Source organism: Thermus thalpophilus (assembly GCF_022760915.1).
GTDB classification, from domain to species: Bacteria; Deinococcota; Deinococci; order Deinococcales; family Thermaceae; genus Thermus; species Thermus thalpophilus.
The window spans coordinates 13134-28535 of sequence record NZ_JAKTNS010000018.1; the positions used below are offsets into that span (position 1 = coordinate 13134).

19 protein-coding genes are annotated in these 15402 nt (G+C 67.5%); 13 read left to right on the forward strand and 6 right to left on the reverse strand.

The annotated features are described in order from the left end of the window. Window positions 1–36: 36 nt before the first annotated feature. From L0D17_RS07550 to L0D17_RS07590, 9 genes are all read left to right on the forward strand, one after another. On the forward strand, window positions 37–1071 hold the full coding sequence (locus tag L0D17_RS07550; RefSeq protein WP_243094654.1) for a substrate-binding domain-containing protein: 1035 nt from the start codon (window positions 37–39) through the stop codon (window positions 1069–1071). Between the two features lie 3 nt (window positions 1072–1074). After that, the gene (locus L0D17_RS07555) at window positions 1075–1518 is read left to right on the forward strand and encodes a YqhA family protein (protein WP_039455814.1); all 444 of its coding nucleotides are present in this window, start codon (window positions 1075–1077) and stop codon (window positions 1516–1518) included. After that, the gene (locus L0D17_RS07560; protein WP_243094655.1) at window positions 1518–2183 is read left to right on the forward strand and encodes a hypothetical protein; all 666 of its coding nucleotides are present in this window, start codon (window positions 1518–1520) and stop codon (window positions 2181–2183) included. The genes L0D17_RS07555 and L0D17_RS07560 overlap by 1 nt, the downstream gene beginning before the upstream one ends. A gap of 10 nt (window positions 2184–2193) precedes the next feature. Then, the gene (mqnE, locus tag L0D17_RS07565) at window positions 2194–3312 is read left to right on the forward strand and encodes an aminofutalosine synthase MqnE (RefSeq protein ID WP_039455810.1); all 1119 of its coding nucleotides are present in this window, start codon (window positions 2194–2196) and stop codon (window positions 3310–3312) included. Beyond that, window positions 3312–4130 carry a menaquinone biosynthetic enzyme MqnA/MqnD family protein gene (locus L0D17_RS07570; RefSeq protein ID WP_039455808.1) on the forward strand — a complete coding sequence of 273 codons (819 nt, stop codon included), beginning with the start codon at window positions 3312–3314 and terminating at the stop codon, window positions 4128–4130. Before mqnE ends, L0D17_RS07570 begins: the two co-directional genes overlap by 1 nt. A 56-nt stretch (window positions 4131–4186) precedes the next feature. Next, complete coding sequence (locus tag L0D17_RS07575) at window positions 4187–4723, forward strand: YceI family protein (RefSeq protein ID WP_039455806.1); 537 nt, start codon at window positions 4187–4189, stop codon at window positions 4721–4723. Beyond that, complete coding sequence (locus tag L0D17_RS07580) at window positions 4723–5490, forward strand: VOC family protein (protein WP_039455804.1); 768 nt, start codon at window positions 4723–4725, stop codon at window positions 5488–5490. Before L0D17_RS07575 ends, L0D17_RS07580 begins: the two co-directional genes overlap by 1 nt. 138 nt (window positions 5491–5628) lie before the next feature. Next, complete coding sequence (gene aroF, locus L0D17_RS07585; RefSeq protein WP_039455802.1) at window positions 5629–6663, forward strand: 3-deoxy-7-phosphoheptulonate synthase; 1035 nt, start codon at window positions 5629–5631, stop codon at window positions 6661–6663. Next, complete coding sequence (locus L0D17_RS07590) at window positions 6660–7739, forward strand: prephenate dehydrogenase (RefSeq protein ID WP_039455800.1); 1080 nt, start codon at window positions 6660–6662, stop codon at window positions 7737–7739. Before aroF ends, L0D17_RS07590 begins: the two co-directional genes overlap by 4 nt. Here the strand turns inward: L0D17_RS07590 and L0D17_RS07595 are convergent. Genes L0D17_RS07595 through L0D17_RS07605 form a run of 3 tightly spaced genes read right to left on the reverse strand, consistent with a single transcriptional unit; the run spans window position 7724 to window position 10562 of the window. Then, complete coding sequence (locus L0D17_RS07595; protein WP_039455798.1) at window positions 7724–8677, reverse strand: GGDEF domain-containing protein; 954 nt, start codon at window positions 8675–8677, stop codon at window positions 7724–7726. The two genes, L0D17_RS07590 and L0D17_RS07595, sit on opposite strands and share 16 nt — an antisense overlap. A gap of 46 nt (window positions 8678–8723) precedes the next feature. Then, window positions 8724–10073, reverse strand: a complete 1350-nt coding sequence (locus L0D17_RS07600) for an FAD-binding oxidoreductase (RefSeq protein ID WP_039455796.1) — start codon at window positions 10071–10073, stop codon at window positions 8724–8726. A 9-nt stretch (window positions 10074–10082) separates the two neighbouring features. Further along, the gene (locus tag L0D17_RS07605; protein WP_039455794.1) at window positions 10083–10562 is read right to left on the reverse strand and encodes a hypothetical protein; all 480 of its coding nucleotides are present in this window, start codon (window positions 10560–10562) and stop codon (window positions 10083–10085) included. A 71-nt stretch (window positions 10563–10633) separates the two neighbouring features. Here L0D17_RS07605 and L0D17_RS07610 point away from each other — a divergent pair, with 71 nt between their 5' ends. Continuing rightward, window positions 10634–11086, forward strand: a complete 453-nt coding sequence (locus L0D17_RS07610; protein ID WP_039455792.1) for an EVE domain-containing protein — start codon at window positions 10634–10636, stop codon at window positions 11084–11086. Here L0D17_RS07610 and pilC read toward each other — a convergent pair. After that, window positions 11061–12281 carry a type IV pilus assembly protein PilC gene (gene pilC / locus L0D17_RS07615; protein ID WP_039455790.1) on the reverse strand — a complete coding sequence of 407 codons (1221 nt, stop codon included), beginning with the start codon at window positions 12279–12281 and terminating at the stop codon, window positions 11061–11063. The two genes, L0D17_RS07610 and pilC, sit on opposite strands and share 26 nt — an antisense overlap. Between pilC and L0D17_RS07620 the strand changes: the two genes are divergently transcribed. Both L0D17_RS07620 and scpB read left to right on the forward strand, forming a co-directional pair. After that, window positions 12280–12873, forward strand: coding sequence for an L-threonylcarbamoyladenylate synthase (locus L0D17_RS07620; RefSeq protein WP_039455788.1), 594 nt, complete (start codon window positions 12280–12282; stop codon window positions 12871–12873). The genes pilC and L0D17_RS07620 overlap by 2 nt on opposite strands. Further along, window positions 12866–13387, forward strand: a complete 522-nt coding sequence (scpB, locus tag L0D17_RS07625; protein ID WP_039455786.1) for an SMC-Scp complex subunit ScpB — start codon at window positions 12866–12868, stop codon at window positions 13385–13387. The genes L0D17_RS07620 and scpB overlap by 8 nt, the downstream gene beginning before the upstream one ends. Here scpB and L0D17_RS07630 read toward each other — a convergent pair. After that, on the reverse strand, window positions 13334–14413 hold the full coding sequence (locus tag L0D17_RS07630; protein WP_243094656.1) for a PIG-L deacetylase family protein: 1080 nt from the start codon (window positions 14411–14413) through the stop codon (window positions 13334–13336). The genes scpB and L0D17_RS07630 overlap by 54 nt on opposite strands. Before the next feature lie 33 nt (window positions 14414–14446). On the opposite strand from L0D17_RS07630, the gene L0D17_RS07635 reads away from it, so the two are divergent. Further along, window positions 14447–15070, forward strand: a complete 624-nt coding sequence (locus L0D17_RS07635) for a GNAT family N-acetyltransferase (protein ID WP_243094657.1) — start codon at window positions 14447–14449, stop codon at window positions 15068–15070. Here the strand turns inward: L0D17_RS07635 and L0D17_RS07640 are convergent. Continuing rightward, entirely contained in the window at window positions 15067–15390 is a 324-nt protein-coding gene (locus L0D17_RS07640) for a heavy metal-binding domain-containing protein (protein WP_243094658.1), read from the reverse strand. The two genes, L0D17_RS07635 and L0D17_RS07640, sit on opposite strands and share 4 nt — an antisense overlap. Between the last annotated feature and the right edge of the window lie 12 nt (window positions 15391–15402).

Genomic DNA, 15402 nt, shown 5'->3' on the forward strand with positions numbered 1-15402 from the left:
AGTTTCCATGAAGCGCTTCCACCACGGGACCAGGCCATGAGAAAGAAAAAGCCCACCATCCACGAGGTGGCCGCCCGGGCCGGCGTGGGCCTGGGCACGGTGAGCCGCGTGCTCAACAACCACCCGGCGGTGCGCCCGGAAACCCGGGCCCGGGTCCTGAGGGCCATGGAGGAACTGGGCTACACCCCCAACCCCCACGCCCGCAGGATCGCCGGGGGAAGGAGCTACACGGTGAGCGTCCTCCTCCCCTTCGTGGCCACGGAGTTCTACCGCAGGCTCATTGAGGGGATAGAAAGCGTCCTCCTGGAAAAGCGCTACGACCTGGCCCTCTTCCCCATCCTCTCCGAGGCCCGGCTTAGGCGCTACCTGGAAAGCCACACCCTGGCCTACCTCACGGACGGCCTCATTCTGGCCTCCTACGACCTCACGGAGCACTTTGAAGGGGGCAGGCTCCCCACGGACCGGCCCGTGGTCCTGGTGGACGCCAAAAACCCCCGGTACGACTCCGTCTACCTGGACAACTTCCTGGGCGGCCACCTGGCGGGGGCCTACCTGGCCCGCTTCCCCGGGGCCATCTTCGCCGTGAAGGTGGAGGAGGAGCCCGACCGGGCCTTCCGCCACACGGTCTTCGCCGAGCGCATGGCGGGGTTTTTGCAGGCGCTCAAGGAGCGGGGGCGGCCTTTCCCGGAGGAGCACCTCTACACCACCCGCCTATCCCCCGAAGGGGGGCGGCTCGCCCTTCGGTACTTCCTGGAGAAAAGCTCCCCACCCCTCAACGTCTTCGCCGGGGCCGACCAGGTGGCCCTGGGGGTCTTGGAGGAGGCGGGGCGGCTCGGCCTCACCCTGGGCAAGGAGGTGCGGGTCCTGGGGTTTGACGGCCACCCCTTCACCCAGGAAGTGGGGCTTTCCACCATCGCCCAGCCCGTGGAGGCCATGGGGGCCAAGGCGGCCCAGCTCCTCTTGGAGAGGATGCAGGGCTACGCCGGCCCCCCGCGGGAGGTGCGGTTTGAACCCCTTTTGATTGAGCGGGCCTCCACCGGGACCCCGCCCGCCGTACCCTACGTGCCCTAAGCCATGCGCCTGGAACCCTTCGCCAACCTGGTCCGTTGGGTTATGCTCCTGCCGGTGGCGGGGCTTCTCCTCGGGGCCTCCTACTTCGCCTGGAACGCTTTTTTTGAGGCCGTAAAAGCCCTTTTCCACCCCCTGGAAGAAGCCCTCCCCGCCTTGGTGGGGGCGGTGGACCTGGCCCTTTTGGCCGCCGTTTTTCTCCTTTTCTCCCTGGGCCTCTTTGAGCTTTTCATCCGCCCCTTGGAGCTTCCCATGGGGAACATCCTGGCGGTGGCAAGCCTCTCCGACCTCAAGGCCAAACTGGGGCAGGTGATCGTCATGATCCTGGTGGTGAAGTTCTTTGAGAGGGCCCTGGGCTTCAAACCCAATAGCGCCCTGGACTTCCTCCTCTTCGCCGGGGGGGTGGCCCTCTTGGCGGGGGCGCTTTGGCTCGCCAAGGCCAAGGAGTAGTGCTCGTCTACCTGGACCAAAACTATGCCAGCCGCATGGCCAAGCACCTCCTGGGCCAGCCGGGCCACGAGGCCTTTGGCAGGCTCTATGAGGCCCTAAAGGGAAAGGCCCTGGCCCCGCCCAGCCCCTTTCACGTCCTGGAAACCCTTCACCCGCAAAGGGGCCCCGAGGAAAAGGTGGGCTACCTCCTCCCCGCCCTTAAGGCCGTCTTCGGCGAGCTTTCCCACGGGTACTGGGTGCGCCCGTGGCCGGAGGTGGCCTGGCGGCAGGGCCGGGGCCTTTACCGGGAAGACCTTCTCTGGCGGGGGGGAAGTTGGGAGGAGCCGGCGGACCTCTCCCCTTTCCTGGGCCTTCCCGAGGGCCTTAGGGGGCTTCCCTTCCTCGAGGCCCAAGAAACCGCCCGCCGGGAAATCCTGGCCCGCACCGGCCTGAAGGAGGTCCCCTTCGTCCGCCTCCTGGCGGAGCTCTTAGCCCGCATGGCCACGGACCCCACCCGCAAACCCCGCCCCTCCGACCTCCTGGATGCGGTGATGGCGGCCACGGTCTACCCCTACGTGGACCTCCTCCTCACCGACCGCTACCTTAGGAACCTCCTCCCCCAAAAGAGCGTGGGGGGAAGGCAAAAAGAGGTGGAGGCCCTGGTCAGGCGCCTCGGCGGGGAGTAGACTGCCCCCCGTGAAGGGGATCAAGGACCCCCGCCTCCTGCCCATCGCCGAAAAGGTGGAAGCCGGGGAGCGGCTCACCTTCGCCGAGGGGCTCGTGCTCTACGAAACCCAAGACCTCCCCACCCTCATGCGCCTGGCCAACCGGGTGCGGGAAAGGAAGCACGGCCACAAGACCTATTTCGTCCATTCCATCCGCGTTTCCCAGACCAACATCTGCTACGTGGGCTGCACCTTCTGCGCCTTCCAAAGGCGCTTTGGCGAAGAAGGGGCCTGGGACTGGGACGTGGAGGAGGTGGTGGCCTGGGTGAAGGCCCGCTACCAGCCCGGCCTAACCGAGATCCACATGACCGCCGGCCACCACCCCAAGCGGCCTTTCCAGTACTACCTGGACCTGGTGCGGGCGCTAAAGGAAACCTTCCCCGGCGTTCAGGTGAAGGCCTGGACGGCGGCGGAGATCCACCACTTTTCCAAGATCGCCCGCCTGCCCTACCGGGAGGTGCTCCAGGCCCTAAAGGAGGCGGGCCTGGACGCCATGCCCGGGGGCGGGGCGGAGATCTTCGCCGAGCGGGTGCGCAAGCGGATCGCCCGGGCCAAGGTGAGCGCCGAGGGCTGGCTGGAAATCCACCGCACCGCCCACGCGCTTGGCATCCCCACCAACGCCACCATGCTCTACGGGCACATAGAAACCCTGGAGGAGCGCCTGGACCACATGGACCGCCTGCGGCGCCTCCAGGACGAAACGGGGGGGTTCATGAGCTTCATCCCCCTGGCCTTCCAACCCGACGGGAACCAGCTCGCCCGGGAGCTGGGCAAGCGGGAGTTCACCACGGGCCTGGACGACCTGCGCAACCTGGCGGTGGCCCGGCTTTACCTGGACAACATCCCCCACATCAAGGGCTACTGGGCCACCTTGACCCCGGAGCTCGCCCAGGTCTCCTTGGACTGGGGCGTCACCGACATTGACGGCACCCTCATTGAGGAGCGCATCGTGCACATGGCGGGAAGCCCCACCCCCGAAGGGCTCTCCAAGCGGGAGCTCGCCCGCATCATCCTGGCGGCGGGCCGGATCCCCGTGGAGCGGGACGCCCTTTACCGGGAAGTGCGGGTCTGGGACCAGGTGGAGGCCTGATGGCCTACGTCCTGGGGGTGCCCCTTTACGCCAACACCGCCCCCCTCCACCGCTTTCTGGAAGCGGATGGGTTTCTCCTCCGCCACGGGGTGCCGGCGGAGCTCAACCGCATGGTACTTTCGGGGGAGGTGGGGCTTTCCCTGGTCTCCAGCTACTTCTACCTGAAGCACCAAGACGTCCTCGGCCTCCTTCCCGATTTCTCCGTGGCGGTGTTGGGCCGGGTGTACTCCGTGAACCTTTTCCACAAGGTGCCCCTCGAGGCCCTAAAGCAGGTGGCCCTCACCACGGAAAGCGCCACCAGCGTGGAACTCCTCAAGCTCCTCCTACGGGAAAAGGGGCTAACCCCCAGCTACGCCCAGGTGGAGGGGGGCTTGGAACTCTTGGAAAGGTACGACGGCGTCCTCCTCATCGGCGACCGAGCCATAAAAGCCTATGCCAGCCTCCTACCCGAGCTTCCCGAAACCCCCCATGTTCTTCCCACCCGCTTCGGCGGGGTGGAGGTGGTGGACCTCTCGGCCCTTTGGTTCCAAAGGACCCACCTCCCCTTCGTCTTCGCCGTCTGGGCCTACCGCAAGGAAAACCCTCCCCCCAAGGCCCTGGTGCAGGCCCTCAGGCGGGCGAGGCGGGAGGGCTTGGGCCGGCTTAAGGAGGTAGCGGAGGCGGAAGGGAAGCGGCTTGGCGTGAACCCCGCCCTCCTGCAGCACTACCTTTGGAACTTCCGCTACCATCTGGAGGAGCCCGACCGGCTGGGCCTAAAGGCCTTCGCCGAGGCCTTGGGGCTTCCCTTCCAGCCCACGTACTATCCAGCTAGCGCTTGACTTCATATAGCGCTTTAGATAATATTCTACTGGGCCGAGGGCCCGAGGAGGTGTGTATGCGTTGGAACCTGGACCCCACCCACACCAGTGTGGAGTTCGCCGTACGGCACATGATGATCGCCACGGTAAAGGGCACCCTGAACCTCAAGGAGGGGTACGTGGAAACGGACGAAGGCGGCAAGCCCCTTCGGGTGGAAGCCCGCCTGGACGCCAGGAGCATCCACACCGGGGTGGCGGACCGGGATAACCACCTGCGCTCGCCTGATTTCCTGGACGTGGAAAACCACCCCGAGATCGTCTTCCGGAGCGAGAAGATCACCCCCCTGGGCGAGGGGCGCTACCGCGTGGAAGGGGAGGTGACCATCCGCGGCGTGACCCGGCCCCTTTCCTTTGAGGTGGAAACCCATGGCCCCGCCAAGGACCCCTGGGGCAACGAGCGCATCGCGGCCCACTTTGAGGGCAAGCTCAACCGCAAGGACTTCGGCCTCACCTGGAACGTGCCCCTGGAAATGGGCGGGGTGCTGGTGGGGGAAGAGGTGCGCTTTAGCGTGGACACCGAAGCGGTAAAGGCGCAGGAGGCGGTGGCCCGGTAATGCCCTTTCCCAGGCGGCTCCTTTCCCTGGCCCTAAGGGTGCGGGACCTGGGGGCCGCCTTGGGGTTTTACCGGGACCTTCTTGGGCTAGAGGTGGAGGAAGACCCCCCCTTTTTCCGCCTCTTTCCCCAAGGGAAGGGGTTTTGCCTAGAGCTTCACCACGACCCCAAGGCCCCCCTAAGGCCCTACCCCTCCCTGGGCCTTTACCACTTCGCCCTCCTCCTCCCGAACCGCAGGGCCTTGGCCGGGGTTTGCCGCAGGCTCCTGGAAGCCGGGGCCTTCTTTGAGGGGGCGGCGGACCACGGGGTTTCCGAGGCCCTTTACTTCCGCGACCCTGAGGGGAACGGCCTCGAGCTCTACCGGGACCGCCCCCAGGGGGAGTGGCCCAAAGGGCCTTTGATGTTCACCGCCCCCCTAAACCTGGAAAGGCTCCTGGCGGAAAACCCCAAGGCCACCCCCCTGGCCCCGGAGACCCTCCTCGGCCACCTCCACCTGCACGTGGCGGACCTGGGCGAGGCCGAAACCTTCTTCGCCGGAAGGCTTGGGATGGAGGTCACCTTGCGCACCTACCCCGGGGCCCTCTTCTTCGCCTGGGACGGCTACCACCACCACGTGGGGGCCAACACCTGGGCGGGGCCAAGGAGGGCTCCAGAAGGGGCCACGGGGCTTGTGGGCTACACCCTCTTGGACCCCAAAGGACGCGAGGAAACCCTCCTGGACCCCGTGGGGATACGGGTGCGGTTGACAGGCCATGGGGCCACCCCCTAAACTTGGGGGCAATATGCGGAGACCAGGGCGCTACTTCGGCTTTTATTATCCCGCCGGGGGCGCCCTGCGGTCCGCATAGGCTTTCACCGCAACCGGGCGCCCCCAAAAGGGGGCGCCCAAGGTTTTTAGGAGGGGAAGATGCTCATCGTGATGAAGCGGGGACACACGGAGGCGGAGCTGGACGAGGTGGTGCGGGAGATAGAGAAGGTGGGCTACCGGCCCCACGTTTCCCGGGGGGTGGAGACCACCCTGGTGGGGGCCATCGGCCGCGGCCCCACCCCCGAGCTCATGGAGCACTTCCGGGCCCTTCCCGGGGTGGCGGAGGTCATCCCCATCTCCAAGCCCTGGAAGCTGGCGAGCCTCGAGGTCCAACCCTTCCCCACCGTCTTAGACTTCCCCACGGGGAAAACGGGGGGCGGGCACGTGATGGTGGCGGCGGGCCCCTGCGGGGTGGAGTCCCGGGAGCAGACCCTGAAGGCGGCCCGGTACGTGAAGGCCCACGGGGGGGCGATGCTTCGGGGCGGCGCCTTCAAGCCCCGCACGAGCCCCTACGCCTTCCAGGGCCTAGGGGTGGAAGGCCTGAAGATCCTGGCGGAAGCCCGTAAGGAAACGGGCCTCCCCGTGGTCACCGAGGTCCTCTCCCCGGAACAGGTGGAGCTCGTGGCGGAGTACGCCGACGCCTTCCAGATCGGCGCCCGTAACGCCCAGAACTTCCCCCTCCTCCAAGCGGTGGGGGAGGCGAAAAAGCCCGTGCTCCTCAAGCGGGGCATGAGCATGACCCTGGAGGAGTTTTTGATGAGCGCGGAGTACATCCTCTCCCGGGGAAACATGCAGGTCATCCTGGTGGAGCGGGGCATCCGCACCTTTGAGAAGGCCACCCGCTTCACCCTGGATGTCGCCGCCGTGCCCGTGCTCAAGAGTTGGACCCACCTTCCCGTCTGGGTGGACCCCTCCCACCCCGCGGGCAAGCGGGATTGGGTCATCCCCCTGGCCCTGGCGGGGCTCGCCGCCGGGGCAGATGGGCTCATCGTGGAAACCCACCCGGAGCCCGAAAAAGCCCTTTCCGACGCGGCGCAACAGCTTCATGAGCACGAGTTCGCCGAGCTCATGGAAAGGGTGCGCCGCCTGGTGGTGGCCTTGGACAAGACCCTTTCCACCCCTGCCCTGGCATGAAGCCCCTCTTCGGCAAGGTGGGCATCTTCGGCGTGGGCCTCCTGGGGGGAAGCGTGGCCCTGGGGCTCAAGGAGCGCTTCCTGGCGGAGGAGGTCCACGCCTACGACCAAGACCCCTTGGCCCTGGAAAAGGCCCTCTTCCTGGGGGTGGCGGACCGGGTCCACGCCGAGCTCGGGCCCTGGGTGGGGGAGCTTTCCCTGGGCATCCTCGCCGCCCCCGTGGGGGCTTTGCCCGCCCTGGCCCAGGCCCTAAGCCCCCTGGCCCACCCCGAAAGCCTCTGGACGGACGTGGGGAGCGTCAAGGGCAAGGTGGTGGCGGCCCTGGAGGGGCTTCTTCCCCACTACCTGGGGGGCCACCCCATGGCGGGAAGCGAGCGGGCCGGGGTGGAAAACGCCCACGCCGGGCTTCTGCAAAACGCCGTCTGGGTCCTAACCCCCACGGCCCGCACGAGCCCCAAGGCCCGGGAGGGCATACTGCGCCTGGTGGAGGCCCTAGGGGCCTACCCCCTGGAGATGCCCCCCCTCCTTCACGACCAGCTGGTGGCCCGGATCTCCCACCTCCCCTACCTCCTGGCCGTGGCCCTAAACCGCATGGTGGCGCAAAACCCCCATAAGGACCTCCTCATCTTCCTGGCCGCCGGGGGCTTCCGCGACCTCACCCGCATCGCCTCGGGAAGCCCCAGGATGAGCCGGGACATGGTGGTGGAGAACCGGGAAGCCCTCAAGGAGGCCATAGAGGAACTCCGGGCGGTGCTTTTGCAACTGGAAGGACTTCTGGACGAGCCCGAGGCCCTCTTGCAGGTGGCGGAGGAGGCCAAGCGCACCCGGGACAGCCTTCCCATCGTGCGCCGGAGCCTCCTCCCCGAGATGTACGACCTGGTGGTGCAGGTGCCGGACCGCCCTGGGGAGATCGCCCGCATCGCCACCGCCTTGGGGGAGGCCGGGGTGAACATCAAGGACATAGAGGTCCTCACCATCCGGGAAGCGGCGGGGGCCCTCCGCCTTTCCTTCGCCACTCGGGAGGAGCGGGAGGAGGCCAGGCGGGTTTTGGAGAGGGCGGGCTACCGGCTTCCCTGATCGGTGTACCGGGCCACGCGGTCTTTGCCCCCCCGCTTGGCCCGGTAAAGGGCCTCGTCCGCCTTCCGGTAAAGCGTCTCCAAATCCCCCCGGTAGGAGGCCACGCCGAAACTGGCCGTGGTGCCCAGGGCCTTGAGGCCCTCCCGCAACCGCTCCGCCAGGCGGGTGGCCTGGAGGGCGTCGGTCTCCGGCAGGAGGATGGCGAACTCTTCCCCACCCCAACGGCCCACCAGATCCCCCTGGCGCACGTGGGCCACCAGGTAGCGGGCCACCTCCTTCAGGAGCCGGTCCCCTTCCGGGTGACCCTTTTCATCGTTCACCCGCTTGAAGTCGTCCAGGTCCAAAAGCACCAGGCTGAAGGGCTTCCCGCCCCGCTCCACCCGGGCCGCCTCCCGCTCCAAGGCCATCTCCAAGGCCCGGCGGTTGGGCAGGCCCGTGAGGGGGCAGGTGAGGGCCTGCTCCCGCCAAAAACGAGTCCGGCCGTAAAACTCCCGGAAGCGGGCGAGGAGAAGGGTGAGGGCGAGGAGCACAGGCTGGCTCAGGGCGAAGTGGGCGTAATAAGGACCGAGCTCCCGGCCCCAAAGAGGCGGGGCGAGGAGAAGAAGCGCCCCCCAAAAGAGGGAGGCCGCCAAGGCCCAAGGCACAGGGTAAGCGAAGGCAGCCACCAGGTAAAGGGCGGGAGACCAGTACCCCACCACCCACCCGTCCTCCTGGGCCCGCCAAAGCTCAAAGAGCAGGTACGCCCCAAGCCCGTGAACCAAGAACTTAGGGGCCCGCCTTGGCCCGCGGGTCAGCGCAAAGAGGAAGTAAAGGGCGAAGACACCATAGGCAAGCCATAGACCCAAGGTCTCTGGCGGGTACCAAAGCAACTGGAGGCCGATACCCAAGGGAAGGCCGAACCAAGCGGACCAGTAAAGGAGGCGGGCCAAGCGGTCCATGGAGTCATTTTATCCAAAAAGAAGGCGAAAAGGGTGTGAAAGAAAACTAAGGAAGCAGCTTCCCCGGGTTTAAAAGCCCCGCCGGGTCCAGGGCCGCCTTCACCTGGCGGAAGGCCTCGAGGGTCTCCCCGTCCACCGCCTCCGCCATGAACTTCCGCTTCATGACCCCGATACCGTGCTCCCCGGAAAGCACCCCGCCATGCCTGAGGGCCACCCGGGCGATCTCGTGGGCCAGCGCCCAGACCCTCTCCTCGCTCTCCCGCCTGGGGTCAAAGAGGATGTTGGGGTGGAGGTTGCCGTCCCCGATGTGACCAAACTGCACCACGATGAGGCCAGAGGCCTCCCCCAAGGCCCGGATCTCCCGCACCACCTGGGGCAAAGCGGAGCGGGGCACGGCGATATCCTCGTTCACCCGCTTGGGCCGGATCCGCCCCAAGGCCGGGCTCACCGCCCGCCGGGCCCGCCAAAGGGCCTCCGCCTCTTTTTCGTCTTGGGCCCGCCGCACCTGGGCGCCGTGGGCCTTGGCCGTTTCCTCCAGGAGGGAGAGTTCCTCCTCCACGAGCTCGGGATCGTCCCCGTCCGTTTCCGCCAGAAGGAGGGCGTGCCCCCGGGGTAAGCCCATAGCCAGGTAGTCCTCCACGGCATCCACGCAAGCCGGGTCCAAAAACTCCAGCCTAGCCGGCACCGCCCCCAAGGCGATGGCCCGGGAAACCGCCTCCGCCAAGGCCCCCACCTCGGGGAAGGCGGCCATGAGGGCGGCCCGGTGGCGGGGCAAGGGCAAAAGGCGCACCCGGGCCCCGGTGATGAGGCCCAGGGTGCCCTCGGAGCCCACCAAAAGCCCCGCGAGGTCAAAGGCCTTCCTGTCCAGCAGGTGGGCCTCCCCGAAGGCGTCCACGAACTCCAGGGCCAGGAGGTAGTCCCCCGTGACCCCGTACTTAAAGCAAAGGGGCCCCCCGGCGTTTTCCCCCAGGTTGCCCCCGAGGGTGCTGGTGCGGTGGGAGGCGGGGTCGGGGGGGTAAAAGAGCCCGTAGGGCCTCGCCGCCTCGGAGAGGCGGGCGGTGGTCACCCCCGGCTCGGCCCAGGCGGTGCGCGCCACGGGGTCCAGGGCCAGGCGGTCCATGCGGGTGAAGGACACCACGACGACCTCCCCCAGGGGCACCGCGCCCCCGGAAAGCCCGCTTCCCGCCCCCCGGGGCACCAGGGGAAGCCCGTACCGCCGGGCGAGGCGCACCAGGGCCTGCACCTCCTCCCGGGTTTCCGGGAGGACCACCGCCAAGGGCCTTTCCCCCACCAGGATGGCGTCGTAGCGGTAGACCTCCTTTTCCGCCGGGGAGAGGAGCGCCTTTGGCCCCAAAAGCCGCCTCAGCTCCTCCTTGGCCGCCTCCCAAGCCCCCATGCCCTTAGGCTACCAGGCGGGGTCGCAGGAAAGGGTGCCGTCCGGATAGACGGGGTTCCCCCGCACGTAGGGCCCCGCGAGCCCCCCGGTGAAGCCCTGTAGCCAAAGGCGGCGGGGCGGGAGGTTGGGCTCCACGCCAATTCCCTGAACCCCCACCCTCCCTTGAGGGGACACGGCGGAAACCCCCCGGATGGCCCCGTCTGGGGTCACCTCCACGTAGCCCCGGACCACCCCGCCGTAGATGGGGCCCTGGAGGACCGCCCGCTCCTCGGGCAGGGCGCTCTCAGGAGAAGCCCCCTCGGGGAGCCAGTAGAACGCTAGCCTGTCCAGCCTGCCCTCGAGGAAGAAGCGGTAGTCCACCTGGGTGGTACCAGAGGTGCAGTAGGTGGTCTGGGTGGCGAGATCGGAAATGCGGTGCCCGGGGTAGACCACCTCCAGGGTCAAGGAGCAGGCGGCCAAGAGGGGAAGAAGGAGGAGGAACTCTCGCATACCCTCATCTTTGCCTCCTCCCCACCCCTCCAGGCTTTGCCCAGGCTAAAGGGAACTTTAGACTGGACCCCATGGCGTACTGGCTCCTCAAGTCCGAGCCCCAGGTGTACAGCATGGAGGACCTCCGGCGGGAGGGGCGGTCCCTGTGGGATGGGGTGCGCAACTACCAAGCCCGCAACTACCTCCTAAAGATGCGGGAAGGGGACCTCTGCTTCTTCTACCACTCCAGCGTCCAACCCCCGGGCATCGCCGGGCTATGCCGGGTGGTGCGCGTGGGCATCCCCGACCCCACCCAGTTTGACCCAAGTAGCCCCTACCACGACCCCAAGGCTACCCCGGAAAAGCCCCGGTGGTACACGGTGGAGGTGGCCTTCCTCGAGGCCTGGCCCCTCATCCCCCTGGAGGAGCTCAGGGCCTGCTTCCCCCCCGACCACCCCCTGGTGAAAAAGGGGAACCGGCTTTCCGTGATGCCGGTCCCCCCGGAGGTGGCCGAACGGCTTATTGCGCGGAAAGGGTGCCGATGATCTTGAAAAGCGGCAGGAACATCCCGGCCACGATCATGCCCACGATGACGCCCAGGAAGATGATCATGAGGGGCTCAATGGCCGCGGTGAGGCTCGCCACCGCCTCGTCCACCTCACGCTCGTAGAAGTCCGCCAGCTTGTTCAGCATGGTGTCCAAGGCCCCCGTCTCCTCGCCGATGGCCACCATGGAGCTCACCATGGGGGGGAAGATGAAGGGATGCTGGGCCAAGGTGAGGTTCAAGGGGTCGCCTTGCTGGATGCGCTGCTTCGCCGCCTCCACGATCTCCTCCACCACCACGTTTCCCGCCGTCCCCTTGGTGATGTCCAAGGACTCCACGATGTTCACCCCGCTTCCCAAAAGGAGGGCCAGGGTGCGGGAGAAGCGGGCCACCGCGGTCTTGCGGTTCAGGTTGCCAAAGACGGGGATGCGGAGCTTGATGCGGTCAATGACCTTGCGCCCCTGGGGGGTGCTGTAGTACCAGCGGTAGACGAAGAAGAGGACCACCCCCAAAAGGAGGAGGGGTAGGGTGGCGGCCCGGAGCAGGTTGGAAACGGCGATGAGGAAGCGGGTGAGGAGGGGGAGCTCCGAACCCAGATCCGTGAGGATCTGGGCGAACTGGGGCACGATGCCCGTGAGGAGGAAGTAGGCCACGCCCACGGCGAAGACGAAGACGATGGCTGGGTAGGTCATGGCGCTTTTGATCTTGCCCCTGAGCTCCAGCTCTTTCTCCAAGAAGCTCGCCAGGCGGTCCAGGATCACGTCCAAGCCCCCCGAGGTCTCCCCCGCCCGCACCAGGTTCACGTAAAGCCGGGAGAAGAGCTTGTGCTTGGCCAGGGCCTCGGAGAAGGCCATGCCGCCTTCTATATCGGCGCGCACCTGTTTTAGGATTTCCCGGAACTTCTTGTTCTCCGTCTGCCGCTCCAAGATGGCCAGGGACTGGAGGAGGGTGAGGCCTGCCCCCAGCATGGTGGCGAGCTGCCGGGAGAAGATGGCGAGGTCCTTAAGGCCAGGACCCCGCTCCAAGGCGGGAAGCCGCACCTCGGCCCTCAGGCCCTTTCCCGGCTCCTTGATCTCCGCCACGAAAAGGCCCCGGTCGCGAAGGAGCCGCGCGGCGGTGCGGAGGTCTTCGGCCTCAATGGTGGCCTCCACCAGGCGGCCCTGCCGGTCGCGGGCCTTATACTGGTAGACTGGCATGGTAGAAGTATACCAGAAGGAACTGGAAGAAGCCGCCCGTACCCTTCGGGAAGGGGGGCTTGTGGCCTTCCCCACGGACACGGTCTTCGGCGTCTTGGCCCGCATGGAGGACGAGGCCGCCTGCCGCCGCATCTACCAGGTCAAGGGACGGCCCGAGGAAAAACCCCTCCAGGTCCTGGTGGCGGACCTGGAAAGCGCCCTAAGGCTCGCCGAGCTGGGCCCCCTGGAGGACAGGTTCGTGCGCCTGGTGGAGGCCTTCTGGCCCGGGGGGCTCACCGTGGTGGTGCCGGGGCGGAACATCCCCCCTTGGATCAGCAAGGACGGCTCCGTGGGCCTAAGGATGCCCGCCCACGAGGTGTTGCGGGAGCTCCTTTCCCGGGTGGGGGGTTACGCCGCCGCCACCAGCCTGAACCGGAGCGGGGAAGCGCCGGTGCGCACCGCCGAGGAAGCCCGGTCCTTCGCCGTGGACTTTGTCTTCCCCGGGGAGGCGGGGGGGCTCGCCTCCAGCGTGGTGGACCTGCGCACGGGAGAGGTCCTGCGGGAAGGCGCCATTCCCAAGGAAGCCCTCCTCGCCTACCTCCAGGATGCCTAGCCTGAAGGCGGAGATTCTGGCCGTCCTCTTCGCCGCGGGGAGGCCCGTGCGCCTCAAGGAGCTTCGCGCCCTGGGCCACCCGGAGGAGGGGATTTTGCGGGCGCTAAAGGCCCTGGAGAAGGACCTGGCGGAGGGCCATTTGGGGGTGGCCCTGGAGCGGGTGGCGGGAGGGTGGCGGCTCGTGGTGCACGAAAGCGCCCTTCCCGCGGTGGAAAAGGTGCTCAAGCCTTCCCCCCCCAGGCTTTCCAAGGCGGCCCTCGAGGTCCTGGCCCTCATCGCCTACCACCAGCCCGTGGCCCGGGCGGAGCTGGAGGCCATGCGGGGGAAAAGCGTGGAAGGCGTTCTGGAAAGCCTCCTGGAACGGGGGCTCATCCGGGTGGTGGGGGAAAAGGAGGCCCCGGGCCGCCCAAAGCTCTACGGCACCACCGAGCGCTTCCTGGAGGTCTTCGGCCTGGAAAGCCTAGAAGACCTCCCGCCCCTCGAGGACGGCCCACCCCTCCTCCTCCGCGGCTAGGGCCTCCTTGGCGGGGATGGGCAGGGGGCTAAAGAGCTCGTTCTGGCGCACGAAGGCCAGGAGAAACCGCCCCAAAAGGCGCATCTGGCTCCGGTGGGCCCGGATGGCCTTTTCCTTGAGGCGCACCTCCTCCTCCGCAAGGGGAAAGCGCCGCCAGGGAAGCCCCCGGCCCCTGGGGGGCGGGTAGAGGGGAAGCCGGGGGTGGAGGCCCTTGGGCAGGGGGTACTGGTACCCCCCGTGGACGATGTAGTACTCCAAAATCCCCTCCAGGCCCAAGGCCGCCGCCGCCTGCATGCCGAAGTAAGCGGTGGCCTGGTGGTCCCGATGGGCGTCCAAGGGGCTTGGCAAGAGGATGCGGTTCGGCCTAAGCTCCCGAAAAAGCTCCAGCAAAACCCCTTCCAGGGCCTTGCCCGTGTAGGGGAGGCCCAAGCGGTAAGCCCCGGGGTAAGCCACCGCCTTAAGCCCGGTGTAGGGGCTTTCCCAGGGCAGGTAGTAGTGGGTGGTGAAGAGGGCGAAAAGCCCCTGGTCGGGAAAGCCCAGGAAGACGGCGCTTTCCCGGCCAAGCCCCAGGGCCTCGAGGCCCCGCCAGGCCTCCACCATGCGCCTTAGGGCCAACCGGCGCATGGCCTCTTGCGAGGGCAAGGGGCTTCCCGCCGCCAGGTCAAAGGCGTCCCCCGAGGTGAGGTAGACCACGCTAACCCGCCCCCCTTGGGCCGCCACTCGGCGCATGCGCCCCGCCGCCGCCAGCACCTCGTCGTCGGGGTGGGGGGCGAGGACGAGGAGGTGCTCCCCGGGCCGAGGGTCTTCCGCCAGGGAAAGCCCCCGGGTCCGCAAGGAGGCGAAAAAGGCGTGATAGTAGGCGAAGAGGAAGCGGCCGTTGATGAAGGCCCAAACCCCAAGGGCCGCGAAAAGGAGCGCCACCCGCTCGGCCCAAAGGAGCCCCAGCCAAAGCCTCAGCGCCTCCGCCAGGACCAAGTAGGCGAGGAGGAGAAGAAGGAACCACTGCCAAGGAGCCAAACGGCGCACGAGGGGCATTCTACCCAGGGGTAAACTGGAAGCGTGCCCAAGGTGCGCCCGGCGAAGCCCCAGGACCTCCCCGCCATCGCCCACATCTCCCACCAAACCCTCCTTTTGGGCCGGGAAGGGTCCCGGGTCTTCCCCAGTGAGGCCCTTTGGGGCGAGCTCTTCGTGGCCCCGTACTTGAAGCGGGGGTGCTGCAACCTGGTGGCGGAGGAGGGGAACGAGGTGGTGGGCTACATCCTCGGGGCCTGTTCCGACTGGGCCCTCCTGGGCCACCTCCTCCCCCGGCTACCCCTCCTCCTCCTTTGGCTCGCCCTCGGCCGCTTCGGTCCCCCGCTCCCCCACCTGGCTTACCTCCTCCGCCTGCTCCTCTTCCGGGGCCCCAGGGCCCCCAAAGGCCGCTACCCCGCCCACCTCCACATCGCCGTAAGCCCCAAGGCCCAGGGCCAGGGGGTGGGCCGGGCCCTCCTCGCCACCTTCCTGGACTGCCTCAAAGAAAAGGGAGTACCCGGGGTGCAGCTTTCCACCACCCGGGCCAACCAGGCGGCCCGCAGGCTTTACCAAAGCCTTGGCTTCCGCCTTTACGCCAAGCGGGCGAGCCCCTTCTGGGCCCCTTACCACGGCCGCCCCGTGATCCACGAGGTCTGGGTGAAGGCGCTTTAGGGAGCGAGGCGCACCGCGGTGCCGCTTACCGTGACCATGAGCATGGAGTTGCCCTGGCCCAGGACCTCGTAGTCCACGTCTATGCCCACCACGGCGTCGGCCCCAAGGCGCCGAGCCGCCTCCGCCAGCTCCTTTAGGGCGATTTCCCGCGCCCGCTTAAGTTCGGCCTCGTAGGCCCCGCTCCGGCCCCCCACGACGTCCCGGATCTGGGCGAAGAGGTCCCGGAAGAGGTTCGCCCCCAGGATGGCCTCGCCGAAGACCACGCCCAGGTAAGCCTCAATCCGCCGCCCTTCCACGTTTGAGGTGGTGGTGAGGATCATGGGCCCATAATA